Genomic DNA, 26472 nt, shown 5'->3' with positions numbered 1-26472 from the left:
AGGGAGGGGGTGAGAAATGCTAACAGTCATTAAAAGAGATGGGAGAATTGAGCCGCTTGATGTCACCAAAATCCAAAAATACACACATGATTCGGTGGTAGGATTAGAGGGGGTTTCACAAAGTGAATTAGAAGTAGATGCAAAATTGCATTTTAGGGATAGAATTACCACTCAAGAGATTCAACAAACACTGATTAAAACCGCTGTGGATAAAATAGATATTGATTGTCCTAATTGGACATTTGTTGCAGCAAGATTATTTTTGTATGATTTATACCACAAAGTAAATGGATTCAACGGCTATAAAACACTAAAGGAATATTTAGAAATAGGAGAAAAAGAGAATCGTATCATTAAAGGCATGAAGGAAAAATTTAATCTTGAGAAGTTGAATTTAAAGATTGACCCAAAAAGAGATTTACAATTCACTTATTTGGGCATCAAAACGCTTTATGATCGCTATCTTCTAAAAGATAAAAAAGGCAATCCTATTGAGCTGCCTCAACATATGTTTATGGGCATTGCAATGTTTTTGGCACAAAATGAAGATGATCCAACTTATTGGGCTGAACAATTTTATGATTTACTTTCTAAATTTGAAGTAATGGCAGCTACCCCTACCCTCTCAAATGCTAGAACCCCTCGCCATCAACTTAGCTCTTGTTATATAGGAAGCACTCCTGATAATATTGAAGGGATTTTTGATTCTTACAAAGAAATGGCACTTCTAAGCAAATATGGCGGTGGAATTGGTTGGGATTTTTCTAAGATTCGAGGTTTGGGAAGCTTCATTGATGGACACAAAAATGCAGCAGGTGGGGTTGTCCCATTTTTAAAAATCACTAATGATATTGCAATTGCTGTAGATCAATTAGGGACTAGAAAAGGTGCTATTGCTGTGTATTTAGAACCTTGGCATAGTGATATTTTTGATTTTGTTGATATCAAAAAAAATAGTGGAGAAGAAAGACGCAGAACGCATGATTTGTTCCCTGCATTATGGATTCCTGATTTGTTTATGAAAAGAGTAGCAGAAGATGGATTGTGGAATTTATTTGATGCCCTTACTTGTGCGGATTTGACTAATCTCTATGGGGAAGCTTTTGAAAAGAGATACAAAGAATATGAAGCCGATGAATCTATCCCAAAAGAAACCATTAAGGCTAAGGATTTATGGAAAAGAATCTTGACTAATTATTTTGAAGTTGGCTCTCCCTTTTTGTGTTTCAAAGATAATGCAAATAGAGCAAATCCAAATTACCATTCAGGAATCATTAGAAGCTCTAATCTTTGCACAGAAATATTCCAAAATACAGAACCCAATAAATGCTTTATTCGTGTAGAATTTGAAGATGGCACTATTCAAGATTACGAGGAATATCAAGAAGTGCTAACGGATTGTGGCATCCTTAAATCTTCCAACAAAATCACTTCAACAGATAGCATTAATGGCAAAAAAGTGTTTATCTCCCAAAGAGAATCAGTGGATGGAAAAACAGCGGTTTGCAACCTAGCCTCCATTAATCTTTCCAAAATCAATACAAAAGAAGATATAGAAAGAGTGGTGCCTATTGCTATTAGAATGTTGGATAATGTGATTGATTTAAATTTCTATCCCAATCGCAAAGTGAAAGTCACTAATCTTGATACACGCGCAATCGGTCTTGGTGTAATGGGAGAGGCTCAAATGCTTGCTGAAAACAAGATTGAATGGGGCAGCCAAAAACATTTAGAAAAAATTGATGAGATTATGGAGATGATAAGCTACAATGCTATTAATGCAAGTTGTAAATTAGCTCAAGAAAAGGGCGTTTATAACGATTTTGCTGGTTCTTTATGGTCTCAAGGAATCTTTCCAATTGACAAGGCAAATAATGAAGCCAAAGCCTTAGTAGATAGAGGCGGGCTTTTTGGCTTTATCTATGATTGGGATTCTTTAAGAGAAGAAGTCAAAACAAAAGGCATTCGCAATGGCTATTTAATGGCTATTGCACCTACAAGCTCTATTTCTATTCTTGTAGGGACAACACAAACTATTGAACCAATCTACAAACGCAAATGGTTTGAAGAAAATTTAAGTGGGTTAATCCCTGTTGTCGCCCCAAATTTGAGTTTGGAGAACTGGAATTATTACACTTCTGCTTACGAAATCGATCAAACGCTTATTATCAAAGCAGCTGCCATTCGCCAAAAATGGATTGATCAAGGGCAAAGTACAAATATTTTTATCTCGTTAGATAAAGCAAGCGGAAAATATCTCAATGATATTTATAGCTTAGCTTGGAGATTAGGGCTTAAATCCACTTATTATTTGCGTTCTCAAAGCGTAGAGGCAGAAAACTCGACAATGGATAGAAGTATAGAATGCGAGGGTTGCCAATAAGTGAATAAGGCTTATTTGATTGATACTTCAATTATTTTAGATGATGTGGAGAATCTTTATTTTCTGCATCAAAATGGCGAAAATCACATTTTTATTTGTGATGTTACCTTAAGTGAGCTAGACAAAAAGAAAGATTTAAACAATCAAACTGGTTTTTTTGCAAGAGAATTTTTCCGCAATATTTTAAGTGATGAATCAAATCTCTCTGAATTTCCTCCCAAAAATAGCGACAAAATTCATCAAATTTATTTTCTATCCCACAATGTTAAAATACCCTTGCAAATTATCCATCGCCCAAAATATCAAACCCATTCTTTAGATTACGGGCTAAATGATGCAAGAATATTAGAAGTAGCTAAGGATTACAATCTTATTTTGCTGACTAATGATATTTCTTTAAAGGTTTATGCTATTTCAAATAGCCTTATTTCTCAATCTCTTATGCGTGACAAAATAGATAACCCTCAAGATATTAATTTTTTGCACCATTTTAAAGCACACAAGAATCATATTAAGGATTCCATAGAAGCCAATAGCGATTTTATCGCCCTCAAAAATTGGAGTTTGCTTGAAATTACCGAACAAGATAACACTGAAAATTCGCTTTATGAAACGGGCAAAAGGCATTATGGAATAAAATTAAATAATGAATTTGTGGAGCTTAACTTTGATTTGATTGCCGAAGATAAGCTTTATATCAATCCGATTAATTTAGAACAAAAATTCCTTTATTCTATCTTAACTCATCCTAAAAACAAAATTACCATTTGCAGCGGTGCTACAGGTAGTGGCAAGACATTGATAGCATTGCAAGCGGGATTGCATTTGTTAAAAAAAGGCGAAGTTAATGGCATTGTTTATATGCGTAATACCATAACAGCAAATGACAAAGAAGCAGAGCTTGGATTCCGCAAAGGCGATGAAAGTCAAAAGCTAAATTATTTTATGTATCCGCTTTTTAGTGCAATTAATTTTATGATTACCAAAATGCAAAAAGAATCTTTGGCAAAAAGAATCGAATACAGAGGCGAAGCTAATAGCATTTTCAACAAAGAAGCAACAGAATATTTTATTCAAAAGCACAATATCGAAGTCATGGATATTGCCCATTTAAGAGGCACAAGCATTGCAAAAAAGTTTGTAATTTTTGATGAAGCACAAAATGCCTCTAACGCCACTATTAAATTAGTTGGCACAAGGATGGGAGAAGATTCTAAAATTGTCTTTTTAGGCGATCCTGCACAAATTGACCACCCTTATTTAAGTAAATATCGCAATGGATTAGTCACGCTACTCAACAAAGCCAAAAATGAAGATTTTTTAGCAGGGATTACCCTCAAACAAACAATTAGAAGTGAAATAGCTGCTTGGTTTGAAGATAATCTTTAATTGCGGGTTATTTTTTCTTTTGTGATAACTTTTAATTTTGTCGTCAAATCCTCTAGCATCAAAACAGAATCTAAAGGAATTTCGTCAAGTGTTCTAATGGGCTTATTTTGAAAACTTGCATAAACATAGCCTTTTTTTTGATTATTTTTTGGATTTTTGGCTTCTAGTTTTGCTTTTAAGAGCGAGAGTTCATTAAGCTTTTTGTGTAGAATCTTTAGCATTTTTTGCTCCAAAAGTGAAGGCAATGATTCTAAAAGATAGTTGTATTTTATCCACTTTGAGGAAAAATTTTGAGTAAGAAGTTTATAGCACAATGAAAGTTGCTGTTTGTAGTTTTCTAATTTCGTAAAAAATGAATTTTTCTGCAATAAAATCTCCAAATGTTCTAATTTTTTGTGCTTTTGGTATAAAATCATTTGGATTTTGTTATCAAGATTTTTTTGTAGCAAATCAAGATTCATCAGCCATTCTAATTTATCTGGAAGCAACATTTCCATAGCAGCACTTGGTGTTGGAGCGCGTAAATCAGCGACAAAATCACTCAAAACAAAATCTGGCTCATGCCCAATAGCTGAAATAATTGGAGTTTTGGCTTGATAAATTGCTTCAATCACCAACGGCTCATTAAAAGCCCATAAATCTTCTAAGCTTCCGCCCCCTCTAGCAATCACAATGCAATCAAAGCCCAAAGAATCTGCATATTGGATATTTCTAGCAATATTTTCCTTTGCCCCCTCCCCTTGCACCAAAGTGTCCATTAGTGTAAATTCTATGAGATTCCACCGCCTTTTTGCAATCCTCAACATATCTTGCAAAACCGCTCCACTTTTGGAAGTAATTAATGCGATTTTGTAGGGGAATCTTGGGATAGATTTTTTATTGTTAAAATATCCCTTTGCTTCATAGTCTTTTTTGAGTTGCTCAAAAGCAAGAGTTAGCTCCCCAATACCGCTAGGAATAGCACTCAAACAATTAAGCTGGTATTCTCCTCGTGGAGTATAAAGCGTAATGCCTCCACTCAGTGTTAAATCCATACCATCTTCAATTTTGAATTTGAGATTCCTTGCATTACCCCTAAACATTACGCATTTAAGTGCAGAATCTTTATCTTTGATAGAAAAATAAATATGTCCGCTTGAATGATAGGTGCAATTGCTCACTTCCCCACACACGCTAACTTGCAAAAAAGTCGCTTCTAGCAAACTTTTAATTTGCAAGTTCAATTCACTAACACTAAGGGTTTGCATTATTCTACAAGCATAATCGCAAGATTAGCACTAATTTGCTGCCCTTCTCTTGCATAAATCTCTTTTACTTCACCACCTTTTGTGGCTAAAACTTGATTTTCCATTTTCATAGCTTCCACAATCGCTACAACATCGCCTTCTTTGATATTATCCCCAACTTTCACTTTTAGCTTTGTTAGATTTCCGGGCATTGGCGAGATAATGTGTCCAGGCAAACTTGCTTGTGGCAGTGAATCTCCATTTTTTATGCTCTCTTTTTTTGTGTTATCTTCATTAGAAACTACAAATACTTCTCTTAAATCCCCATTGATACGCACAAAGAATGGTCGTATTTCCTCATCTTTTGCACCACTTCCCTCTACTTTGATATGATAACTCTCCCCATGAAGATTAATCATAAAATCTTTTGGCATAGGTCTATGATCATCTTCAAAAGTCGTCAATGCCTCGGGAGTTAGACGATTTTCATTGCGTTCTATCAAAAAAGTTTTTGCAATACTTCCAAAAATAGCATAAGAAATTATATCAGTTGGACTTTTGGCAAAATCTCTGGATTCTTCAATCGCCTTTTGTAGCTCGGGTTGCAATTTATCCGCGGGACGCTCTGTGATGATTTCCTCACCTTCTGCTTGAATTTTTTGTATCAATTCCTTTGCAATTGGTGCTGGAGTCTTACCATAGTATCCTTTAATGAGATTTTTGGATTCTGTGGTAAGCGTCTTGTATCTTGTTTGAGTGAGGATATTCAAAACCGCTTGTGTCCCAACAATTTGACTAGATGGCGTTACAAGTGGAGGATAACCAAAATCTTTTCTTACATTTGGAATTTCGGCTAATACTTCATCCATTTTATCCAAAGCATTTTGCTCTCTAAGCTGATTTGCCATATTAGAAATCATACCTCCAGGGATTTGATTAACTAATACACGCGTGTCAATTTGATTATAAGAGGATTCAAATTTTTTATATTTTTTGCGATTGCGTTTTAGAATCTCTGCTGCTTTTTCCATCAATGATAAATCAAGTTTGCTATCCCATTGTGTATCTTTTAGCGTCGCTACCATAGATTGCGTGCAAGGGTGGCTTGTCCCTTCTGCTAATGCAGAATTTGCCAAATCAATAATGTCAATCCCTGCCTCAATGGCTTTGAGATGAGAACCAAAAGCAAATCCGGCAGTAGAGTGAGTGTGCAATGCCAAAGGAAGTCCGATTTCTGCTTTCAACGCCTTTGTAAGCTCATAGGCTGCATTTGGGGTAATTAATCCCGCCATATCTTTGATTGCCAAAGAATCACAGCCTCGTTTTGCCAACTCTTTCCCATATTCTACAAAACTTTTTATTGTATGCACCGGAGAAGTCGTATAGCAGATTGCACCTTGTGCGTGTTTATTGTGTTTTTTAACTTCCTCTATGGAAACTTCAAGATTTCTTATATCATTTAATGCATCAAAAATTCTGAAAATATCAACGCCATTTTGCGCACTTAATTTGATAAATTCTCTCACAATATCATCCGCATAATGGCGATAACCAATCAAATTTTGCCCCCTTAGAAGCATTTGTATAGGGGTTTTTTTGAAAATTTCTTTAAAAATTGCCAATCTCTCAAAAGGATCCTCTTTGAGATAACGCAAACAAGTATCATAAGTTGCCCCACCCCATACTTCTACGCTATAAAAACCAATTTGCTCAAAGATTCTTGCTGCCTCTATCATATCTTCTGTTCGCATTCTTGTTGCAAGCAAAGATTGATGTCCATCTCTTAGGCTATTTTCCGTGATTTTTATCATCTAAATCGCTCCCAAAATTTAAAGTCAAAAATTAAAATTTCATAGATTATATAGATTCTTTCTTTGTATCTAGCTTAGTGAAGGATACAGCAAGGCAAAGCCCAAGATAAAAAGGCTAATTTGTAACTTCTAAGCTTTGTTTTCTTTGATTTGGAGGTGTTTATGTAATTGCTTAAATTTTTGTAAATTCTTAAATGCTACTTAATTACCATATGATTCTACCTGTGGCAATTCCAAAGCACAACTGACTTAAGTTAGCCTGCAATCTCAATTTTGGGTTGGTAGGAAGTTTGGTTTTGGGTGTAAATTTGCAAGGCATATTGTCTCTTAGAATCTTCAAAAAAAGGTTTTTCCTGCTCTTGCTCTTGCCTTTTTTGTTCTTCTTCTTTTAAGCCCTCTTCATTTTCTTGTATTTTTTCTTGAGATTGCTCCACTCTAGCTTGAGATTCCATTTGCATCGCACTTGCAGCAACTTTATAATCTTGTGGGCTAGGATCTGCTGGAGCCATTGCAGCTGCGACGATTTGTCTTGCATTTTGGATAGTTTCTTCTGGAGTTTTGCCCTTTTTCATAGAAATAGGCACTTCACCAGAAACAGCATACATCTTGCCATCAGGTCCTCTTGTGTATCCATAGCTTGCCCCACCGCTAACTACTCCACCACCTGCTGCTATATGTGCAGCTTCGTGAGCTTTGACATTTCTATCAATGCGTTCTAATTCTCTTACATATTGGACTTCATCAGGTTCAAGCTCTTTGCCATTGACCATTTGAGTATTGCGTTTTTCTTCTGTTGTTTCCTTTGTAGAATCTTCTTGGGATTCTTGAGTGCTACTCAATTCTTTGGCATTTTGATTGGATTGAGTTTTTGTATTCCAAAGATCAGAATTTGCGAATTGATAAAAACTTGTGTTTTTAATTTGCATATTCCCCTCCTTTATATAGATTCTAGCACAATTTCCCTTGCCCTTTGCAATGCTTCTTTTATTTTTTGTATATCTTTTCCACCAGCAGTAGCAAAGTCATCTCTACCTCCTCCATTTCCACCCATTACTTGTGCGACTTCTTTTACCCAACTTCCAGCTTTTATTGTTGTATTTTTGACTCCTGCAACAATTTTGCCTTGAGTATCAATCAGCAAAATCGCCACTTTTTCATATTTATTTTTTGCGTTATCTACAAGAGTTTTCATTTCCACATCATCAACACTTTGAATAATCACACAAACGCCATTAATATCTTCTATTTGCAAATTTTGCGTTGTTGCTTTTGTGGTGCTTTGAGATTTTAGGGATTTGATTTGCTCTTTTTGCTTTTTGATTCCCTCTAACAAATCTTGTGTTTTTAATTCTTCTTTGGCTTTTGCAATTTCTACTAATGCTTTTTTACCATATTCGTATGCTGCTTTTCCACATACCGCTTCAATTCTCCTTACGCCACTGCTTACTCCACTTTCTTTGATGATATAAAAACTTCCAATATTTGCGGTATTTTCGACATGGATTCCGCCACACAATTCAATAGAATCCCCAAAAGTAATTACCCTGACATTTTTCCCATATTTTTCGCCAAAAAGTGCCATAGCACCTTTTGCTTTTGCAGAATCAATATCCATTGTTTCGCAAATTTGAGGATTTGAAAGACAAATTTTTTCATTTACCAAAATTTCAATTTTTTCTATTTCCTCATAACTTAAAGCTTTTGGGTGAGAAAAATCAAACCGCAAACGATTAGATTCTACCAAACTCCCAGCTTGTGCGATATGCTCTCCCAAAACTTCCCGCAAAGCTTTGTGTAACAAATGTGTAGCACTATGGTGCTTAGCTATTTCTAGCCGCTCTTGGCTTACTTGTGCTACAACCTCTTGCCCTACCACAAGAGATTCTAAAGCTTTGATTTGTGAAATATTTAATCCAAAATACTTTCTTGTATCTATGACTTCTGCAAGTACTTTGGAGTTAGAATCCAAAATCACTCCTTTATCTCCAATAGGACCTCCTGATTGCGGATAAAATGGAGTTTTATCTAGCATTACATAGCCTTCGCCTTGTAGTTTGGCAACTTCCTTGAAATTTTCATCAAGCAAAGCTGAAATTTTGCTCTTAAATTGCATTGTGGTATAACCCACAAACTCATTTTCTCCAAACTTAGATAGTAAGGTTTTAAAATCCCCTTCTTTGATATTATCACCGCTGCCTTTCCAATTTGCTTTTGCTTGCTCTTTTTGTTTTTGCATACACACTTCAAAACTATCCATATCTACGCCAAAACCATTTTCTCTAAGCATATCTTGCGTTAAATCAAGAGGGAATCCATAAGTATCATACAGCCTAAATGCCACTTCTCCACTAAAAAGCTGATTTGGCTTTTCTTTTTTTAGATTTTCTAATTCTTTATTAAAAAGATTCATACCATTTTCAATGGTTTCAAAGAATCTCTCTTCTTCTGCTTTACACTGCATTTTGATAGCTTCTTGCTTTTCTCTTAAATAACGATAGTGATTGCCCATATTTTCACATACACTATCTATTACCTCATAAACAAAAGGTTTCCGCATTCCTAGCAAATATCCGTGTCTAATGGCACGACGCAAGATTCTTCTTAGCACATAGCCCCTGCCCTCTTTATCAAAATTCACGCCCTGTGCAAGCAAAAATGCCACAGCCCTCGCATGGTCTGCAATCACCCTAAAACTCGCTCCACTTTCATAAATATATTTTTGCCCTACAATTTGTTCTACTTTGGCAATCAAAGGCATAAAAAGCGAAGAATCAAAATTGCTTTTTTTGCCCTCTAAAAGTGCCATTACCCTCTCTAGCCCCATTCCTGTATCAATGCTTGGTTTAGGAAGTGGTTTGAGATTCCCAGAAATATCCCTTTCATACTGCATAAAAACAAGATTCCAAATCTCTAAAAACCTATCTCCATCGCCCCCAAAATAATCTTCTGGACCATTGAAATTTTCTTCCCCTTGATCTACAAAAATTTCACTACAAGGACCACAAGGACCGGTATCCCCCATTTGCCAAAAATTATCTTTATCACCCATTCTCTTAATGCGACTAGGATCAATGTGTTTTGTCCATAATTCAAAAGCTTCATCATCATTTTCATGGACTGTTACATAAAGCACTTCTTTGCTAAACCCCAAAACCTCTGTAACGAATTCCCACGCATAAGCAATTGCATCTTTTTTGAAATATGCACCAAAGCTAAAATTCCCAAGCATTTCAAAAAGTGTATGATGCCTTGAAGTGTATCCTACATTTTCCAAATCATTGTGCTTGCCACCTGCACGAATACAAAGCTGCGCACTTGTTGCAATATTTGGGCTTGGAATAGGAATCTTGCCTGTAAAAATATCCTTAAACTGCACCATTCCAGCATTAGTAAAAAGCAAACTAGGATCATCTGGCACTAATGGCATAGATTCATAAACTTTATGCCCCTTACTCTCAAAAAATTCCAAAAATAAAGCTCGAACATCTTTTTTCATTAAAACCCTTAAAACATACAAATAAATTATAATATTCTACTTTTTTTGTATTAAAATCTTTCTTTAATTCTCAATATTTGCAATAAATCGCATAAAGAAATATTAGTTTTTCAATGCAAAATTTTGCAACAAATACAAAAATACTTGACTAAGTGATTCTACTTCACTGATTTTGACTTTCTCATTGATAGAATGAATACTATCATTGCAAACTCCACATTCTACAACATTTACTCCATATTCTGCAAAATATCTTGCATCACTTGTCCCACCACTTGTGCTTAAAATCGGGGTAAAACCTGTATTTTTTTGCAAAGATTCAACAAGTTTTTGAACAATAAAATTTTGAGTGTTTGTCAAAAATGGTTTAGAACTTTGTCTAAGCTCCAAAGAATGTGGAATCTCTTTTAAAATGCTTTCTAAATAGCTCTGCAAATCCTCCAAGCTCGTTTGTGTTGAATTGCGAATATTAAACATAATCCTTAAATCATTAGGGGTAACATTGACAACTTCCATTCCTCCACGAATATCGGTTATAACAATCTTGCTTGGCTCAAAATCTTCATTTCCATTATCCATATTAAAACCCGCAATCTTTGAAAGCAAGGGCGCAATTAATTCCACGGGATTAATACATTTGCTTGGATATGCTACATGCCCTTGTTTCCCAAAAATAGTAAGTTTTCCATTGATAGAACCTCGTCTGCCAATTTTAATCATATCGCCAAATCTCTCCGCACTTGTAGGCTCTGCTACAATAGCAAATTCTGGAAGCAAATTGAGTTTGTCTAGCTCCTCTAAAACATATTTTGTGCCATAAATTGCCTCGCCTTCCTCATCGCTTGTTAGCAAGATAGAAAGAATCCCATTAAAAGCATTTTGAGAGTTAGATTGTTTTTCAAACTCCATCACCGCACAAAGAAATGCAGCCACTCCACCTTTCATATCTTGAGTGCCTCTCCCATAGAGATATTCTCCCTTTTGCGTTGGAGTAAATGGATCACTCTCCCACCCTTCTCCCGGCGGCACTACATCAATATGTCCTGCAAAGCATAAATGTGTTTTAGCCAAATCTTTGTCCCCAAATTCTTTGTATAAAAAGAGATTCTTTATTCCCTCTTTTTCAAATTCCAAAACTTTAAAATTTGGCAACAATTCTTGGATATAATCATAAATCCCACATTCTTTAGGCGTGATAGTTGGATAACTTATCAGTTTTTTCAAAATCTCTATTGATTGCATATTTTCCCCATAAATAAAGCTTAAAGCACACAATTATACCAAAATTAACCCTTTGCTATTAATTACACATAATAAAAGCCATAATATCCTATACTTTATGCAGGTTAAATCCATAAATATTCATAAAATTAATCTTGCAAAATTAATTTTAGATGCACACAAAGGCTCTCTCCTAATCCCAAATCAATTATTTTTTTGGCTTTAAATTATGCTTTTTTAGAGCTTTCATCTATCTTTCTAGCTAAAAAATCACAAAAATTTGATATAATTTTAGACAATTCCAAAACAAAATATTATTTTATATCTTAAAAAAACAATTTTATACCAAAAGAAATAAAAATCTAAATGGCTTATTTTATCTTTATTGTAACTATGCTTTGCATTTATGTGCGTCCATTTGGGCTACCACTTTGGATTTTTAGCACACTTGGGGCAGCTTGTACTTATATTTTTGGTGCGGTAAATCTGGATAATATATTACTTGTATGGGAGATTACTAAGCCAAGCACGCTTGCACTCATCGGGCTTATCCTGCTTAGCCTCTCCTTTGAAAAGCTTGGATTTTTCACACACCTTGCTTCACTCATCACGCCCCGCACACACCCCATTAGCACTTGGAAGTTTTTTGTGTTTCTTGTGATGTTGGGAAGTGTGGTGAGTGTGGTTTTTGCTAATGATGGGGCAATTTTGGTGCTAACCCCACTTGTGCTAGCTCTTTTTGGCAAGAATCTCACAACACACAATCTCACTTCCACCCAAACCCCCGCCCCTCATAATGCCCAACTTCACACTCCAAAACAAAATCTCACACAACCCCCCTTAGATTCCCCCATACACTTGCACTCTCACTTATCTTCAATGCCCAAATTCTCCCTCTCGCCACTCATAGTATTTTTGCTCCTTGTGAGTTTTGTAAGCGATTTTGCTTCCAATGCCCTTGTGATTTCTAACCTCACTAATATCATCACTGCACAAATGTTTAGTATGGATTTTACTTATTTTGCATTGATGATGGCATTGCCTCAAGTCTTTGGTTTGCTTGCCTTTGTGGGTATCACATGGCTGTGTTTTAGGAAATTTCTCCCACGCACGCTACACTTTAGCCCACAATCCACAACTACCCACAATCCTAAACCCCCCTCCAAAACGACACTAGCTCTATGCTATACCCTTATTATTTTTCTTTTAATGAGCATAGCTATCGGACAAAAATTCGGTGTGCCTTTGTATGTTGTTTTGTTTTTTACAAGTGCGATAGCTCTATGCTATGGAGCAACTTTCAGCCTTATTAAGATCTCTACTTTACTCAAAGAAACACCCATTTCGGTCATAATTTTTAGCTTTGGGTTGTTTGTAGTAGTTTTTGGTGTGAAAAATGCAGGATTTATAGAATCTATGCGTGCTATTTTTGGGAGCATAGAATCCGCACCGCTGTTTGTGCAGATTTTTAGCATTGGGCTGTTTTCAAGTCTGGGTTCTAGCATAGCAAACAACCTTCCTATGGTGCTTTTGGGTAATCTCACTTTGCAATCTTTTGAGCTAGATTCACTGCACCAAACCACCCTTGCCCTTGCCCATTTGCTTGGTTGCAATATCGGCTCAAAACTCACACCCATAGGCTCGCTTGCTACCCTACTCTTTCTACTAAAGCTTAAAATCTCTGGTGTGCAAATCTCACTACTAGCCTACCTAAGCTTTGCTTGTATCATTACGCTTTGTGTGCTGTGTGCTGCACTTTTTGGATTATGGGTGAGTGCAAAGATTCTTACTTAAAAATTTAAAATAATACAAACCAAAATCGCATTCTATTATTTTTTTAATTAATCCTTGCAAATATCTCTAGCTTCATTAAATCCTTTGTTTCCATACATTAATAATAATTTTTCAATCCCATATGCTTTATATTTTAAACTTGATAAATTCTTATTAAGCATTTATAGCCACAGCCTTAACTTAAGGCAATATTAGCTATAATTACAAAACTTAAATGCCAAAATTATACAAAAAGTGAGAATCTATGAATCAAGTCCAAATTTTAGTCCTAGACTTTGGGAGTCAATACACACAGCTTATCGCTAGGCGACTGCGTGAATTTGGAGTTTATACCGAAATCGTGCCGTATTTTGAAAAAATAGAATCAATAAAAGCAAAAAATCCTAAGGGCATAATATTAAGCGGAGGTCCTGCTTCTGTGTATGAAAAGGATTCTTATAAGCCAGATTCTAAGATCTTTGATTTAAAAGTGCCAGTGCTTGGAATCTGCTATGGTATGCAATACATCGCTTATCACTTCGGCGGTAAGGTAATAAGGGCAAAGGAGCAGGAATTTGGCAAAGCGAGGTTAGAAATTTTAGCCAAAGATTCAACGCCCTTATTTGCCAATGTCAAGCAAGATTCTATCGTGTGGATGAGCCACGCTGATAAAGTCGAGCAAATACCGTCTGGCTTTAACGAGTTGGCAAAGTCTGGCAACACGCATTATTGCGTTATGGCTGATTTTAATCGCCAAATTTATGCCTTGCAGTTTCACCCAGAAGTCGTGCATAGCGAGTGCGGCGGAGAAATCTTAAAGAATTTTGCAGTGAAAATCTGCCACGCTAATACCGATTGGAATATGAAAAATTTCATCGCCTATGAGATAGAAAAGATTCGCAAAATCACAGGGTTAGAATCTACAAATTCACAAGAGGGGTGATTTTGAGAGATTCTAAAAATACAGAATCTGCAGATTCTAAAAATTCGCAGGTAGTAGGAATTTGCGGAGATTGTGAAAATGGTAACCCTAGTGGGCGAAGTATTTTAGATGAGAAATCGGGGTTTTTTCGTTCCGCTTCGCTTCACATCACTGTAAGCAGAAACAAGGCGAGGCGAGGGAGTTTATTAGACATAAATGACCAAAGCCAAACCGAAGTAATCCACGATTTATCGTTAAAAGACAAGCCTTTTACCCAAAAGCCAACGCCTATGCAACGTTGTGATTGGATTTATCAGGGCTACAACACTGCCGATAAAGATACACAAAAACTCTATCAAGACTATCACGATTTTGAATGGGGAGTACCGCAACACCATGAAAAGCGACTTTTTGAGCAGCTTGTGCTAGAGGGTATGCAAGCGGGGCTTTCGTGGATTACGATACTAAAGAAGCGGGAGGCTTTTAGAGAGGCATTTGATGATTTTGACCCAATAAAAGTGGCAAAGTATGATTCTATGAAAATAGCCGAGCTTATGGCAAATATTAAGATTATCCGCAATCGTGCCAAGATAGAATCTGCAATTAACAATGCCAAGCGGTTTTTGGAAGTGCAAGAGGAGTTTGGTAGCTTTGATAGGTTTATTTGGAGTTATGTGGGAGGTGAGCCTATCGTGAATGCTTTTAAGAATCTAGCTCAGATTCCCACCCGCACGCCTCTTTCAGACAAAATAGCAAAGGATTTAAAAAAGCGTGGCTTTAGCTTTGTGGGAAGTGTGGGAATGTATGCGTATATGCAATCTATCGGGCTAGTGTGCGACCACTTGATTACTTGTGCGTTTCATAGAGAAAATGCCCAACGCAATACTTCCAAAAAAGATGAGCGAATCACGCAAAATAGCGCAAAGACTCCCTATATCTTGGAGACTAACCGCTTGAAGTTGCGAGAATACACGCTAGAGGATTTGCCTGCCTTGCATACGATTCTAAGCGATAAAGAGACAATGTATGCTTGGGGGCATGGCTTTAGCATTGATGAAAGCAAAGAATGGCTAGAGAAGCAGTTAAGAGGCTATAAAGAAAATGGCTTTGGGATTTGGGCTATCATTGATAAGGCTAGTGGGACAATCATTGGCAATGCAGGGCTAGATAGAGTGAGCATTAATCTCACAAATCAAAAGAGCATAGTAAAACAAGAAATTGTCGAGATAGGCTATATCGTGGCAAAAAGATTTTGGGGACAAGGGCTAGGCACAGAGGCAGCAAGGGCTGTGCAAGAGTATGCCTTTAAGGTTTTGGGCTTAGAGCGATTGTATTGCCTCATCAAGGAGGATAATTTCGCCTCTATGCGTGTGGCTAGAAAGCTTGGCGGACGCATAATTGGCGAAAATATCAAAAACTATAAGGGCAAAGACTTAATGCATTATATCTTTGAATGCAAAGCCACAGAGTTTGTTGAGAATAGAGAATCTATAAACAATGCGTGCTTAATGTATAAACCTTATAAAATCCCACAAACAAAACAAGATAGAAGTAGGTAACTCAAGATAAAGAAGTGATGATACAAAGATTCACAAGTTATTAAAGGAGCAGTTATGAAAGCATATAAAACTATGCAAACAACAAGCAAAACGATACAATATCAAATTTCATTTAAGGACTAAGAATGCAAGAAATACTATCAAATTTAAAAGAGACAACGCCCTCTACTAAAACAACAAGCACTCAAAAGCCGACCCCAAGCAAGGTACTTTGTGCCGTGAGTGGTGGGGTGGATTCTAGTGTAGTGGCGACCTTGCTTTACCGAGCTATCGGGGAGAATCTTATCCCGATTTTTGTCGATACCGGATTACTTCGTAAGGGCGAGAGAGAGGCGGTAGAGAAGATGTTTAGAGACAATCTCAAAGTGCCTTTAATAACAGTAGATGCGAGTGAGGAGTTTTTGGGGCTACTCAAAGGCGTGAGAGACCCAGAGACTAAACGCAAAATCATCGGCGAGACCTTTATCAAGGTTTTTGAAAGGGAAGCAAAAAAGCACAACACAAATGGCGAGATAAAATTCCTAGCACAAGGCACACTCTACCCTGATGTGATAGAATCTGTGAGCGTAAAAGGACCTTCTAAGACGATAAAATCTCATCACAATGTAGGCGGACTACCAGAATGGATGAAGTTTGAGCTTATCGAGCCGCTAAGGGAGCTTTTCAAAGATGAAGTGAGGGCATTGGGGCGAGAATTAGGAATGCCAGAATCTATGCTTATGCGACACCCATTCCCCGGACCCGGACTAGCTATACGTATAATGGGCGAGGTTACAAAAGAGGATTTGGATTTGTTACGCGAGGCAGATTCTATATTTATCGAGGAATTACACAAGTGGGGGCTATATGATAGCGTATGGCAGGCATTTTGTGTGCTACTTAATGTGAGGAGTGTCGGAGTAATGGGCGATAACCGCACTTATGATAATACGATTTGCGTACGAGCAGTGGAGGCACTAGATGGCATGACAGCAAGCTTTTCTCATCTGCCACACGAGTTTTTAGAATCTGTCTCAAATAGAATCATAAACGAGGTTGAGGGCATAAATCGCGTAGTCTATGACATCACCTCAAAACCACCGGGCACGATAGAATGGGAGTGAGCCATACCAAAAATAATTTTGTATTTATATGATTGAAGCTATATTAATTGAAAGCAGAATCAAAATGGGAAAAATTGAATTTTAGGTAAAAAGATTAATCATTGGGTAATTGTGCAAACTAATCTTGAAGCATATTTCAAACTTCTCAATAACCCAAAAGTGCACTGTTTCAAACAAGATAAAATAGAAAATCTTGAGGAAGCGCGCAATGAAATCTTCGTCAAAAAAGATAAGAATGATGGTTTGAGAATTGGCTGTATGTCTAAAACATACCAACGAATTTATCGGCAATTTATTTGGGCTTTGGGAAAAAGATACCTTTAGTGTTTGCTGGAATTTTTTGCCAAATTACTGCGGAAAAGGTTATGCCTATGAATCTGCTAAGGCATATTTGGATTATCTTTTTAATCATATGAATGCAAGACGCATTTATGTCTATGTTGAAGATTACAATATAAGCTCACAGCGTCTTTGTGAAAAATTAGGTATGCGACAAGAAGGCTTATTTAGAGAGTTTATTTCATTTATTAACAATCCTGATGGCACACCTTTATATGAAAACACAATGCAATTTGCAATATTAAAAAAGGAATGGAATAAGCAAAGTCAAATATAAAATTTTGATTTTGCAACCTTGCAAAATATAATAATCTCCATGCACCCTAGCCCACTACAAAAACTTCTCAAATCCATCAAACGCTCATAACACAAGGATAACAAGCCTCTAAAATCACTCAATTTCTCAAGCCATTTCCCCTGTGATAACAAATTTATAATTTAGCATGATGGATTCTTCTTAATATTGTATTTGCAAAAATAAATTTTATAGCAATATCCCCAAAAAAGTATATTAATAAAGTTATTTCATTGCGATAAAGGTTGCGAAATTGACCCACCTAAAAAGCGTTTCAATATGTGAAAAACCACAATCTTTTAGCATTTTTTTATTTTCTTGTTCGCTATAAGGAATGAGTACATTTTCTAATGCTTCTCTTTTTTTGGTGATTTCAAACTCGCTATAACCTTGCTTTTTTTTGCTTTGCAAATAATAATCAATCATTTCAAAATCAAGTTTTTTGTTTTCGCAAATCACCTTTTCAGAAAAAATAAATACACCCTCTGGATTAAGCGAATCAAAGATCTTTTTTGCCAATTTTTCCCTTTGTAATGGACGGATAAACTGCAAAGTATAATTAGCAATAATGCAATCACACTGCATAAAAGATTCTTCTAAAATATCTCCACAAATGAGCTTAGCCTCCATTCCATAGGCTTCTAGTTTGTTTTTAGCAGATTTTAACATAAAGCTAGAATTATCAATCCCAAAAAGATTGACCTTAAAACTCGCTTTTGAGGCGATTTCTATCAACATAGAGCCTGTGGAAGTCCCTAAATCTAAGATATTAGAATCTTCTTTGGTAAATTTCAAAGCAAAATCTGCAATAAGCCCCAACACTTCTTTATAATGCGGAATAGAACGATTTACCATATCATCAAAAACGCCAGCCACTTTTTCATCAAATTCAAATTGCTTTTGGGGCGATTCCATAAAAATCTTATCCATTCTCCACCTCTTTTGGAATTTCTATTTTGAGTATTTTATAAGCTTTTTGAATATCCTGCTTGATTTGCATTTTGAGAGATTCAAGATTATCAAAATAATAATTTTCCCTAATTTTTCTATAAAAATAAAATCCAGCTTCTTTATCTTTGACTTCTATTTCCACTCCCAATAAATGCCCCTCAATCGCAAAAGCCTTATCGGTACTTAGACGATTTCCAACAAAAATCACCGCAGGGTATTTTGGTGTTATGTGGCTTTGTTTGCCTAGTTGAATATATCCTGCATATACGCCTTCTTGAGGCAAAATAAAACCATCATTTTCAATATTAATAGTTGCATACAATTTGCTTTTGCCTATCCCCTGCCCTTTAATAATATTGCCATGAATCTCAAAATTTCTTCCCAACAGCTTATTAGCTTCTTTGAGATTCCCATTGATAAGCAATTCTTTAATTAAGCCACTATGCACAGAGAGTTTTTTACAAAACACTTCTTCAATAACAACAACCTCGCCTTGAAAATATTTCTGCAAATCAAAAGTATAGCAATTCCTATCTTTGCCAAAGCGAAAATCATACCCCACAACAATCCGCTTAAGATTAGGCAAAATCCCACAAATAAACCGCACAAAATCTTCACCACTTTTCTCTTTGATAATATCTAGTGCCAAATGATAAATAGGAAACTCACAATAAAAATCCCGATAAGGCTTAGGCAGCAATTCTCCTCTATTAGATTCAATACACAAAACCATTCCATTAGAATCCAAAGCCTTAAAAATTTCTTGATGCGCAATATGCATTCCATCAAATTTTCCCAAAGCAATACTAGTAAAACTATTAGCCTTTTTAGCTTCTTTGACAAGCGATAAAAAACTCTGCATTCCCTTCTTTTCCTCTGATTGAAGATTCTTCTTGTATTAGAACTTTTAAGCCCTGATTTTCTAAAAACTCTAATAGCTCTTGGAGTGATGCTTGAATCTTTTTTTCATCAAGCACCACACCTTTTTTATTGCGTTTGGCTTCTCTACCCACTTCATATTGTGGCTTAAAAAGCAAAATTAACCACTTTTTAATCAATGGATTAAAGGCATAAAAAATCTGCTCAATCTTAATAAAAGATACATCACAGACAATTATATCAAATTCTATTTTAGATACTTTAGAGATAAAATCTCTAATATCTGTTTTTTCAAAAAGATGAATTTTAGGATTCTCTCTTAAGCTCTTGTGGAGTTGGTTTGTGCCAACATCAACACAATAAATATCCCTAGCCCCCTTTTGCAATAACACTTGCGTGAAGCCACCCGTGCTAGAGCCAATATCTAACGCTTTTGCATTTTGTATATCAATGGGATTTTTTTCCAAAAAATTCCAAAGCTTCTCTCCTGCACGACTTACAAATATTTGCCTCTCTTTTAAAGCAATAGTGCAATCCAAAGATACTTCATAAGCGGGTTTGAGAATCTGTTTTTCATCTACATAAACAAAGCCTTTTTGAATAGATTCTTGAGCTTTATTTCTAGAATCAAACAATCCTTGTACCACACAAAACAAATCTAAACGCATTAATATTTTTTAATTTTCTTAAAACCAAATTCTAGGGTATTTTCACCAAAATCTTTATGCGATAATACCAAAATCATTCTATCTTGTGTGCGTTTATCTTGCTTAGGAAATTCTACCCAATAATATTCTCCCCATTGTGTTGCATTTTGAGCAATCATTCCTTCTAAATCTTCTTTTTTAAGTCGAGTTATTTTGCTTGGTTTTGTGCCATTTGCCAATCTTATCTCATAGCCATTTTTCAAAAACCCTTTGCTATTTTTACGGGTTTGATACACATCAAGAAAGAAAATCTCCCCCTCTTCTCTAGGGAATTTAATCCAATCAAATTCATTAAGATGGGTTGCAATAACGACAATTTGTGTATTTCCCTGCACAATCAATTCGGTTTTTCTTGTGGCTTGCAAATAAGATTCATCAGTTTTTAATGGCGCAAGACCACTGGACATTTTTTGGCAACCAAAAATCATAAAAACAGCCAAAAAAAGCAAGATTTGTTTTAACATTTTCCAACTCCAATTTCATAATAAACAAAGCCTATCTCTTGCAATTTTTTTGCATTGTATTGATTTCTACCATCAAAAATCACTGGATTTTTCAATCTTTCTTTAATTTCCAAAAAATCTGGGCTTCTAAATTCTTTCCACTCTGTTACCAATACCAAAGCATCACAATCTTCTAAAGCTTCATATTTGCTTTTACAATAAATAATATTTGGCGTTTCTTTGAAATAAAACCTTTTTGCTTCTTCCATTGCTTTTGGGTCATAAACTTTGATAATTGCACCACGCGCTATTAATTCATTAACCAAAACAAGAGAGGTTGCCTCTCTCATATCATCAGTCTCTGGCTTGAAACTAAGTCCCCAAATACCAAAGCTTTTATCGCTTAAATCCTCCCCAAAATGCTGGACAATTTTCTTACCTAGAATCTTTTTTTGCTCCAAATTCACTTGTTCTACAGCATTAATAATTTTTGGATTCACCCCTGCATCATAAGCAATCTTGCTCAATGCCTTCACATCTTTTGGAAAACAACTTCCACCATAACCACAACCCGGATAAATAAAACTATATCCAATGCGTTTATCACTCCCTATTCCTACTCTCACATCATTGACATTTGCTCCCACTGCTTCACAAATATTTGCAATTTCATTCATAAAACTAATTTTAGTTGCAAGCATTGCATTTGCAGCATATTTCGTCATTTCTGCACTTTTGATATCCATGATAATAAGCCTATCATGATTACGACTAAAAGGGGAATAAAGCTCTTTTAGTTTATCTTTGCTCCATTCATCTTCTGCACCAATAACCACTCTATCTGGCTTCAAAAAATCATTAACTGCATCGCCCTCTTTTAGAAATTCTGGATTACTTGCTACGCTAAATTGAATCTCTTTATTTCTTTTTTGCAATTCTTGCAAAATTACCTCTTTTACTTTTTGGGCAGTACCCACTGGAACGGTGGATTTATCAACCACAATAAGAGGATTCTGCATTTTTGCTCCAATCTCTTTAGCAACCGCCAAAACATATTGTAAATCTGCACTGCCATCTTCACCCATAGGTGTCCCAACAGCGATAAAAGCAATCTCGCTTTTTTTCAATGCTTCTTCTAAAGAAGTAGTAAAATGCAAATTCCCACTTTTATAATTTTTACTCACAAGCTCTTCTAATCCCGGTTCATAAATAGGAATTTGCCCATTTTTAAGAGCATCAATCTTAGATTGAATTACATCTACACAATAAACCTCATTCCCCATTTCCGCAAAGCAAGTCCCACTCACTAAACCTACATAGCCTGTCCCAATAACTGCAATATTCATATTTTACTACTCTCTACAATCAATATCAATTTAATTTGAGATTCTATCATAAAACTTTATACAAAACAAAAGCAAGCTTAAAGGAAATTAAAATTATAATTTAAACTCAATTAAAGCCACTCAAGGAAACACTATGCCAAGACACTTGATTGAGACGCAAGATTTTAGCAAACAAGAGATAGAAAGACTGCTTGAATTAGCAGAGCAGTTTCTTGATGGAAAACCACGCAATTCCCTCAAAAATCACACTATCATAACAATCTTTTTTGAAAATTCCACTCGCACACTTTCTAGTTTTGAAGTTGCCACAAAAAGGCTTGGTGGCAATGTTGTTAGGCTTGATGTTTCAAGAAGCTCTACTTCCAAAGGCGAAACACTTTTTGATACCGCAGCAAATCTTAATGCTATGCAACCAAGTGCCATTATAGTGCGACATAAAAGCGCAGGAGTGCCAAATATTCTCTCACATTATGTTTCTTGCTCTATTGTCAATGGTGGAGATGGAGCGCACGCACACCCTACTCAAGCCCTTTTAGATTTATTGACACTAAAAAAGCATTTAGGGAATTTAGAAGGGAAAAAAATTGCCATTGTAGGAGATATTAAAAACTCTCGAGTGGCTAATAGCAATATGGAGCTTTTAAGTCGTTTTGGAATGGAAGTGATTTTGGTAGGTCCCCCTCATTTTATCCCCAAAACTTCGCTAAGGCATTGCCTATATCTCAAAGAGGTGCTTGATGAAGTCGATGCAATCATGAGTCTAAGAACTCAAACAGAAAGGCATAATTCCCCCATTTATTCTAGCCTTAAAGATTATGCAAGCGATTATTGTATCACCAAAGAAATGTTGCAAGAACGCAATATTATTTTATTGCACCCCGGTCCTGTTCATAGAAATATCGATATTAGCGATGAAATGCTAAGAGATTCTCGCTCTAAAGTATTAGAACAAGTTACCAATGGAGTAGCCATAAGAATGGCAGTATTAGAAACTCTTATTACACAAAATATTCCCAAAAACTATCAAAATTTTCCCTATTTTTAGGCAACAACTATGGAATTAGGAATGCTTTTTCTTTTGGGATTTACTACTGCACTAATCCCGGGTCCTGATATTTTATTTGTATTAAGAAACACTCTAAGTCTTGGTTTCAAACAAGGATTCTTAGGATTCCTTGGAATCTTTAGTGGCTGGTTAGTTTTTTTAAGCCTTATTTATTTTGGTTTTTCAAGCTTTATTCAAGGGGATATTATCCAAGCTTCTTTAAGCTTTATTGGGGGAATTTATCTTATTTATATTAGCTATGAGCTTTTTAGAAAAAAGAAAAATCAAATCAATTTCACACAAAAAAAGCAAAAAAATATTCTCCTCTATTTTAAAGGCTTATTTATCAATCTTTCAAACCCCAAAGCAATACTATTTTTTGCTACAATCATTTCACCTTTTATGCAAGATAACCTAGAAAATAGTTTTTTGGTTTTGCTTAGCTCTCTATCTTTGGCATTTATTTTTGTTATTTTTTTGGCGACTTTTTTTAGACGCTTTATCAACAACAGCCTTTTTGATAAAATCGATAAAGTTTGCAGCATAATCTTCTTAGGATTTGGGTCTTGGTTGTTTTATTTGGGCTTAAAAGGCTTTTTTACAGCATTAATATAGGTTTTTAATATTATTTTGACTTGACAACTTTTAGCTTTTAGAATAAAATTCTCTTTTAATTTCTGCAAAACTTTGAAAACTGCTTTAAGGGAACCCTAGATTGATAAATCCCCCATTCTTTTTGATTTTATTTTTTGATTTGCAAAGTTTTTGCTTTTAAAGGTTTAAAATGTCTCAAAACAAAAAAGAAAAAATGCGTACCCATACCCCAGTAGAAGGCTATACTATTGAAGATTTACGTTCAAAATCTATCAATAAATTAGCCGATATTGCAAAATCTCTAGGGATTGAAAATCCTCAAGAATTTTTACGGCAAGATTTGATTTTTGAAATTTTAAAAACACAAGTTAGCCAAGGTGGCTTTATTCTTTTTACTGGCATTTTAGAAATTACAAGTGAAGGCTATGGCTTTTTGCGTGCGATTGATGAAAATTTCTCTGGCTCACAAAATGATGCGTATGTAAGTAGCACACAAATTCGCAGATTTGCACTTCGCAATGGGGATATTGTAACAGGACAAGTGCGTTCTCCAAAAGATCAAGAAAGATATTATGCACTACTAAAGGTTGAAGCAATCAACTATCAATCTCCCGATGAAATGAAAAATCGCCCTCTTTTTGATAATCTCACCCCTCTTTTTCCAACAGAGCAAATTAAATTAGAATACAATGGCTTAAAAATAACAGGACGCATGTTAGATCTCTTTGCACCTATTGGCAAAGGACAAAGAGCATTAATTGTAGCACCTCCAAGGACAGGTAAAACAGAATTAATGAAAGAATTAGCCTATGGAATCACAAAAAATCACCCAGAAATTGAACTAATTGTGTTGTTAGTTGATGAAAGACCAGAAGAAGTAACTGATATGGAAAGAAGTGTAAAAGGCGAAGTGTATAGCTCCACTTTTGATATGCCAGCAAACAACCACACTCGTGTTGCAGAACTCGTTGTGGAAAAAGCCAAAAGAATGGTAGAAATGGGTAAAGATGTTGTGATTTTATTAGATTCTATTACTCGTCTTGCAAGAGCCTATAATACCGCTACTCCAAGTAGTGGAAAAGTATTAAGTGGGGGGGTAGATGCAAATGCACTACACAAACCAAAAAGATTCTTTGGTGCAGCAAGAAATATCGAACAGGGTGGATCGCTAACGATTATTGCTACTGCATTAATTGAGACAGGTTCTAGAATGGATGAAGTGATTTTTGAAGAATTCAAAGGGACAGGAAATAGTGAAATTGTCCTTGCTAGACATATTGCAGAGCGTAGAATCTATCCGGCTATGGATATTTTAAAAAGTGGTACAAGAAAAGAGGAATTGTTACTAGGGCATGACAAACTACAAAAAGTATGGGTACTAAGAAACGCCATTCATCAAATGAATAATGAAATTGATGCCCTTACCTTTCTTTATTCCCAAATGCAAAAAAGCAAAGACAATGAAGAGTTTTTAAATATGATGAATGATAGCGCTAAGGAATAAGATGACTCCCAAAAAAATCGGTGTTTTTGATAGTGGAGTGGGCGGAATTAGCGTTTTAAAAAGCTTGATAGATTCAGATAGCTTTGAAGAAATTATCTACTATGGCGATACTGCTAGAGTGCCTTATGGCGTAAGAAGCAAAGAAACAATCATTCAATATTCATTAGAAGCTTTGGAGTTTTTTAAGCAATTTAACCTTGATTTATTAGTGGTTGCTTGCAATACCATCAGTGCTTATGCATTAGATTCTATGCAAAAATTTGCAAATTATCCTATTGTGGGGGTAATAGAACCGGGAGTTTTAGCGCTTACTAATAATCTTGACAATAAAAACGCAAACATTCTAATCCTTGGCACCAAAGCTACAATTAACAGCAATTTATACCAAAATCTCCTTCACACACAAGGCTATACAAACATCAATGGACTTGCTACAAGCCTTTTTGTGCCAATCGTAGAAGAAGGGATTTTTGAGGGAGAGATTTTAGAATCTACTATGAAATATTATTTCAAAGATTACAAAGAATCTCCAGATGCAATTATATTAGGCTGCACACATTTCCCTCTTATTGCCAAGGCTATTGCTAATTACTACCAAAACAAACCCATTCTTATCCATTCGGGTAATGCCATTATGGAATATCTCAAGCAACAATACACTTTTCATTCTATCAAACACAAAACAAAAATCACTTTTTATGCGAGTGATAGCCTAGATAAACTAAAAAATACAGCCAACCTATGGCTGAATTGTCAATTCTAGTAATCCTCCATCAATTCAAATTCTTTGAGAATAGTTTTATTTTTCTTCAAAGGGGCGGCAAACTCTGTCCCTATTTGATAAATCGGAAGCAACAGCGGTTCTTTTTCTTTTTGGGTTTCTAGATTCGCATAATATTCAATATTTTGTAATTTCTCTTGTGGAATTTTTAAGGCAGTCTCATCAAGCTCATTAGAGGCAAAATATTCTTGAAGCTGTTTGACTTTTTTGGCAATATCTGCGTAATATTTTTCTGCTTGAATGTTGGATTGTAAATTTTTTTGCCAACTATAACCTTTATTGTAAGATTTAACAATATTACGCCAATTCCCCTTATGAATCTTATCCCAAAATTTTAATTCAGAAATCGCAATTTGAGCAGCAAATTTATCATCTTCTACCAGCATAGCTCCAACCATATTTTGAGTAAAACCATTTTGTTTTAATTTGGGATAGCGTTTAATAACGCCCGGGATATACGCATGAAAGATTCCAGCACTTGGATCTTGAAAATTCATTTTATATTCTCCAGCACAAGATTCTTTCCACGCAATGGCTGCCAATGTATAGCCAAAACCAAATTGATATCCCGCCAAATAAGAACGCAATAACACTTCTTTTTGTGTATCATTAAATTTTTCTAACGGGACACAAGAATTTTTAAATTCAACCTTTGGGAGTGCAAATGCCATCGTAGCAAACAAAACTAAAACAATCCATCGCATA

At 35.6% G+C, this 26472-nt stretch carries 20 protein-coding genes and 2 pseudogenes; 11 read left to right on the top strand and 11 right to left on the bottom strand.

Annotated features, from left to right (window positions below):
- Positions 1-16 precede the first annotated feature (16 nt).
- The gene (locus tag JJQ98_RS05390; RefSeq protein ID WP_005021126.1) at positions 17-2383 is read left to right on the top strand and encodes a ribonucleoside-diphosphate reductase subunit alpha; all 2367 of its coding nucleotides are present in this window, start codon (positions 17-19) and stop codon (positions 2381-2383) included.
- Positions 2384-3772: a PhoH family protein gene (locus tag JJQ98_RS05385; RefSeq protein ID WP_151104587.1), complete on the top strand. Its 1389-nt coding sequence runs from the start codon at positions 2384-2386 to the stop codon at positions 3770-3772. It abuts the gene before it with no gap.
- Here the strand turns inward: JJQ98_RS05385 and xseA are convergent.
- From xseA to dapE, 5 genes are all read right to left on the bottom strand, one after another.
- Positions 3769-5019 carry an exodeoxyribonuclease VII large subunit gene (gene xseA, locus JJQ98_RS05380; RefSeq protein WP_151104588.1) on the bottom strand — a complete coding sequence of 417 codons (1251 nt, stop codon included), beginning with the start codon at positions 5017-5019 and terminating at the stop codon, positions 3769-3771. The genes JJQ98_RS05385 and xseA overlap by 4 nt on opposite strands.
- Positions 5019-6809, bottom strand: coding sequence for a sodium-extruding oxaloacetate decarboxylase subunit alpha (oadA, locus tag JJQ98_RS05375; protein ID WP_005021123.1), 1791 nt, complete (start codon positions 6807-6809; stop codon positions 5019-5021). The genes xseA and oadA overlap by 1 nt, the downstream gene beginning before the upstream one ends.
- 254 nt (positions 6810-7063) lie before the next feature.
- Positions 7064-7735, bottom strand: a complete 672-nt coding sequence (locus JJQ98_RS05370; protein WP_151104589.1) for a putative metalloprotease CJM1_0395 family protein — start codon at positions 7733-7735, stop codon at positions 7064-7066.
- A gap of 11 nt (positions 7736-7746) precedes the next feature.
- On the bottom strand, positions 7747-10305 hold the full coding sequence (gene alaS / locus JJQ98_RS05365; RefSeq protein ID WP_151104590.1) for an alanine--tRNA ligase: 2559 nt from the start codon (positions 10303-10305) through the stop codon (positions 7747-7749).
- Positions 10306-10407: 102 nt separating this feature from the next.
- A complete protein-coding gene (dapE, locus tag JJQ98_RS05360; protein ID WP_151104591.1) occupies positions 10408-11547 on the bottom strand; it encodes a succinyl-diaminopimelate desuccinylase in 1140 nt (379 codons plus the stop codon).
- Positions 11548-11892: 345 nt separating this feature from the next.
- Between dapE and JJQ98_RS05355 the strand changes: the two genes are divergently transcribed.
- From JJQ98_RS05355 to JJQ98_RS05335, 5 genes and pseudogenes are all read left to right on the top strand, one after another.
- A complete protein-coding gene (locus JJQ98_RS05355) occupies positions 11893-13320 on the top strand; it encodes an ArsB/NhaD family transporter (protein ID WP_151104592.1) in 1428 nt (475 codons plus the stop codon).
- Between the two features lie 244 nt (positions 13321-13564).
- Positions 13565-14203, top strand: a pseudogene (gene guaA, locus JJQ98_RS05350) (glutamine-hydrolyzing GMP synthase); the annotation flags it as partial.
- Between the two features lie 41 nt (positions 14204-14244).
- Positions 14245-15780 carry a GNAT family N-acetyltransferase gene (locus JJQ98_RS08955; RefSeq protein ID WP_170252198.1) on the top strand — a complete coding sequence of 512 codons (1536 nt, stop codon included), beginning with the start codon at positions 14245-14247 and terminating at the stop codon, positions 15778-15780.
- Between the two features lie 203 nt (positions 15781-15983).
- Positions 15984-16883: pseudogene (guaA, locus tag JJQ98_RS05340) on the top strand (glutamine-hydrolyzing GMP synthase); the annotation flags it as partial.
- A 250-nt stretch (positions 16884-17133) separates the two neighbouring features.
- Positions 17134-17499: a GNAT family N-acetyltransferase gene (locus JJQ98_RS05335; protein ID WP_151104593.1), complete on the top strand. Its 366-nt coding sequence runs from the start codon at positions 17134-17136 to the stop codon at positions 17497-17499.
- 243 nt (positions 17500-17742) lie between these two features.
- Here the strand turns inward: JJQ98_RS05335 and cmoA are convergent, their stop codons facing one another.
- Genes cmoA through JJQ98_RS05310 form a run of 5 tightly spaced genes read right to left on the bottom strand, consistent with a single transcriptional unit; the run spans position 17743 to position 21843 of the window.
- A complete protein-coding gene (gene cmoA / locus JJQ98_RS05330) occupies positions 17743-18447 on the bottom strand; it encodes a carboxy-S-adenosyl-L-methionine synthase CmoA (RefSeq protein WP_065827591.1) in 705 nt (234 codons plus the stop codon).
- Positions 18440-19330, bottom strand: a complete 891-nt coding sequence (locus JJQ98_RS05325) for a bifunctional riboflavin kinase/FAD synthetase (protein WP_151104594.1) — start codon at positions 19328-19330, stop codon at positions 18440-18442. The genes cmoA and JJQ98_RS05325 overlap by 8 nt, the downstream gene beginning before the upstream one ends.
- Positions 19296-20015 (bottom strand): 23S rRNA (cytidine-2'-O)-methyltransferase TlyA, encoded by a 720-nt coding sequence (gene tlyA / locus JJQ98_RS05320; RefSeq protein WP_151104595.1) that lies wholly within the window; start codon positions 20013-20015, stop codon positions 19296-19298. Before tlyA ends, JJQ98_RS05325 begins: the two co-directional genes overlap by 35 nt.
- Positions 20015-20518, bottom strand: a complete 504-nt coding sequence (locus JJQ98_RS05315) for a hypothetical protein (RefSeq protein ID WP_151104596.1) — start codon at positions 20516-20518, stop codon at positions 20015-20017. The genes tlyA and JJQ98_RS05315 overlap by 1 nt, the downstream gene beginning before the upstream one ends.
- Positions 20512-21843 (bottom strand): UDP-glucose dehydrogenase family protein, encoded by a 1332-nt coding sequence (locus tag JJQ98_RS05310; RefSeq protein ID WP_151104597.1) that lies wholly within the window; start codon positions 21841-21843, stop codon positions 20512-20514. Before JJQ98_RS05310 ends, JJQ98_RS05315 begins: the two co-directional genes overlap by 7 nt.
- Before the next feature lie 133 nt (positions 21844-21976).
- Here JJQ98_RS05310 and JJQ98_RS05305 point away from each other — a divergent pair, with 133 nt between their 5' ends.
- The 4 genes from JJQ98_RS05305 (at position 21977) to murI (ending at position 25749) form a co-directional block, all read left to right on the top strand.
- Positions 21977-22888, top strand: a complete 912-nt coding sequence (locus JJQ98_RS05305) for an aspartate carbamoyltransferase catalytic subunit (RefSeq protein ID WP_005021091.1) — start codon at positions 21977-21979, stop codon at positions 22886-22888.
- Positions 22889-22897: 9 nt separating this feature from the next.
- A complete protein-coding gene (locus tag JJQ98_RS05300) occupies positions 22898-23503 on the top strand; it encodes a LysE family translocator (protein ID WP_054197754.1) in 606 nt (201 codons plus the stop codon).
- Positions 23504-23672: 169 nt separating this feature from the next.
- On the top strand, positions 23673-24986 hold the full coding sequence (rho, locus tag JJQ98_RS05295) for a transcription termination factor Rho (protein WP_005021088.1): 1314 nt from the start codon (positions 23673-23675) through the stop codon (positions 24984-24986).
- A 1-nt stretch (position 24987) separates the two neighbouring features.
- Positions 24988-25749, top strand: coding sequence for a glutamate racemase (gene murI / locus JJQ98_RS05290; protein WP_054197753.1), 762 nt, complete (start codon positions 24988-24990; stop codon positions 25747-25749).
- On the opposite strand, the gene JJQ98_RS05285 is transcribed toward murI, so the two are convergent.
- The gene (locus JJQ98_RS05285; RefSeq protein ID WP_151104598.1) at positions 25746-26471 is read right to left on the bottom strand and encodes a hypothetical protein; all 726 of its coding nucleotides are present in this window, start codon (positions 26469-26471) and stop codon (positions 25746-25748) included. The two genes, murI and JJQ98_RS05285, sit on opposite strands and share 4 nt — an antisense overlap.
- Between the last annotated feature and the right edge of the window lies 1 nt (position 26472).

Source organism: Helicobacter pullorum NCTC 12824 (assembly GCF_017979475.1).
In the GTDB taxonomy this organism is placed as follows: Bacteria; Campylobacterota; Campylobacteria; order Campylobacterales; family Helicobacteraceae; genus Helicobacter_D; species Helicobacter_D pullorum.
Note: the sequence above shows the minus strand (reverse complement) of the source record. Positions and strands in the feature narration are given on the sequence as shown.

Coding starts and splice junctions, on each gene's coding strand:
- JJQ98_RS05315 (WP_151104596.1), bottom strand. CDS start 20,518: ATGTTAAAACAAATCTTGCTTTTTTTGGCTGTTTTTATGATTTTTGGT.
- xseA (WP_151104588.1), bottom strand. CDS start 5,019: ATGCAAACCCTTAGTGTTAGTGAATTGAACTTGCAAATTAAAAGTTTG.
- JJQ98_RS05325 (WP_151104594.1), bottom strand. CDS start 19,330: ATGCAGAGTTTTTTATCGCTTGTCAAAGAAGCTAAAAAGGCTAATAGT.
- dapE (WP_151104591.1), bottom strand. CDS start 11,547: ATGCAATCAATAGAGATTTTGAAAAAACTGATAAGTTATCCAACTATC.
- JJQ98_RS05355 (WP_151104592.1), top strand. CDS start 11,893: ATGGCTTATTTTATCTTTATTGTAACTATGCTTTGCATTTATGTGCGT.
- JJQ98_RS05310 (WP_151104597.1), bottom strand. CDS start 21,843: ATGAATATTGCAGTTATTGGGACAGGCTATGTAGGTTTAGTGAGTGGG.
- oadA (WP_005021123.1), bottom strand. CDS start 6,809: ATGATAAAAATCACGGAAAATAGCCTAAGAGATGGACATCAATCTTTG.
- tlyA (WP_151104595.1), bottom strand. CDS start 20,015: ATGCGTTTAGATTTGTTTTGTGTGGTACAAGGATTGTTTGATTCTAGA.
- JJQ98_RS05300 (WP_054197754.1), top strand. CDS start 22,898: ATGGAATTAGGAATGCTTTTTCTTTTGGGATTTACTACTGCACTAATC.
- JJQ98_RS05390 (WP_005021126.1), top strand. CDS start 17: ATGCTAACAGTCATTAAAAGAGATGGGAGAATTGAGCCGCTTGATGTC.
- murI (WP_054197753.1), top strand. CDS start 24,988: ATGACTCCCAAAAAAATCGGTGTTTTTGATAGTGGAGTGGGCGGAATT.
- alaS (WP_151104590.1), bottom strand. CDS start 10,305: ATGAAAAAAGATGTTCGAGCTTTATTTTTGGAATTTTTTGAGAGTAAG.
- JJQ98_RS05370 (WP_151104589.1), bottom strand. CDS start 7,735: ATGCAAATTAAAAACACAAGTTTTTATCAATTCGCAAATTCTGATCTT.
- JJQ98_RS05305 (WP_005021091.1), top strand. CDS start 21,977: ATGCCAAGACACTTGATTGAGACGCAAGATTTTAGCAAACAAGAGATA.
- rho (WP_005021088.1), top strand. CDS start 23,673: ATGTCTCAAAACAAAAAAGAAAAAATGCGTACCCATACCCCAGTAGAA.
- cmoA (WP_065827591.1), bottom strand. CDS start 18,447: ATGGATAAGATTTTTATGGAATCGCCCCAAAAGCAATTTGAATTTGAT.
- JJQ98_RS05285 (WP_151104598.1), bottom strand. CDS start 26,471: ATGCGATGGATTGTTTTAGTTTTGTTTGCTACGATGGCATTTGCACTC.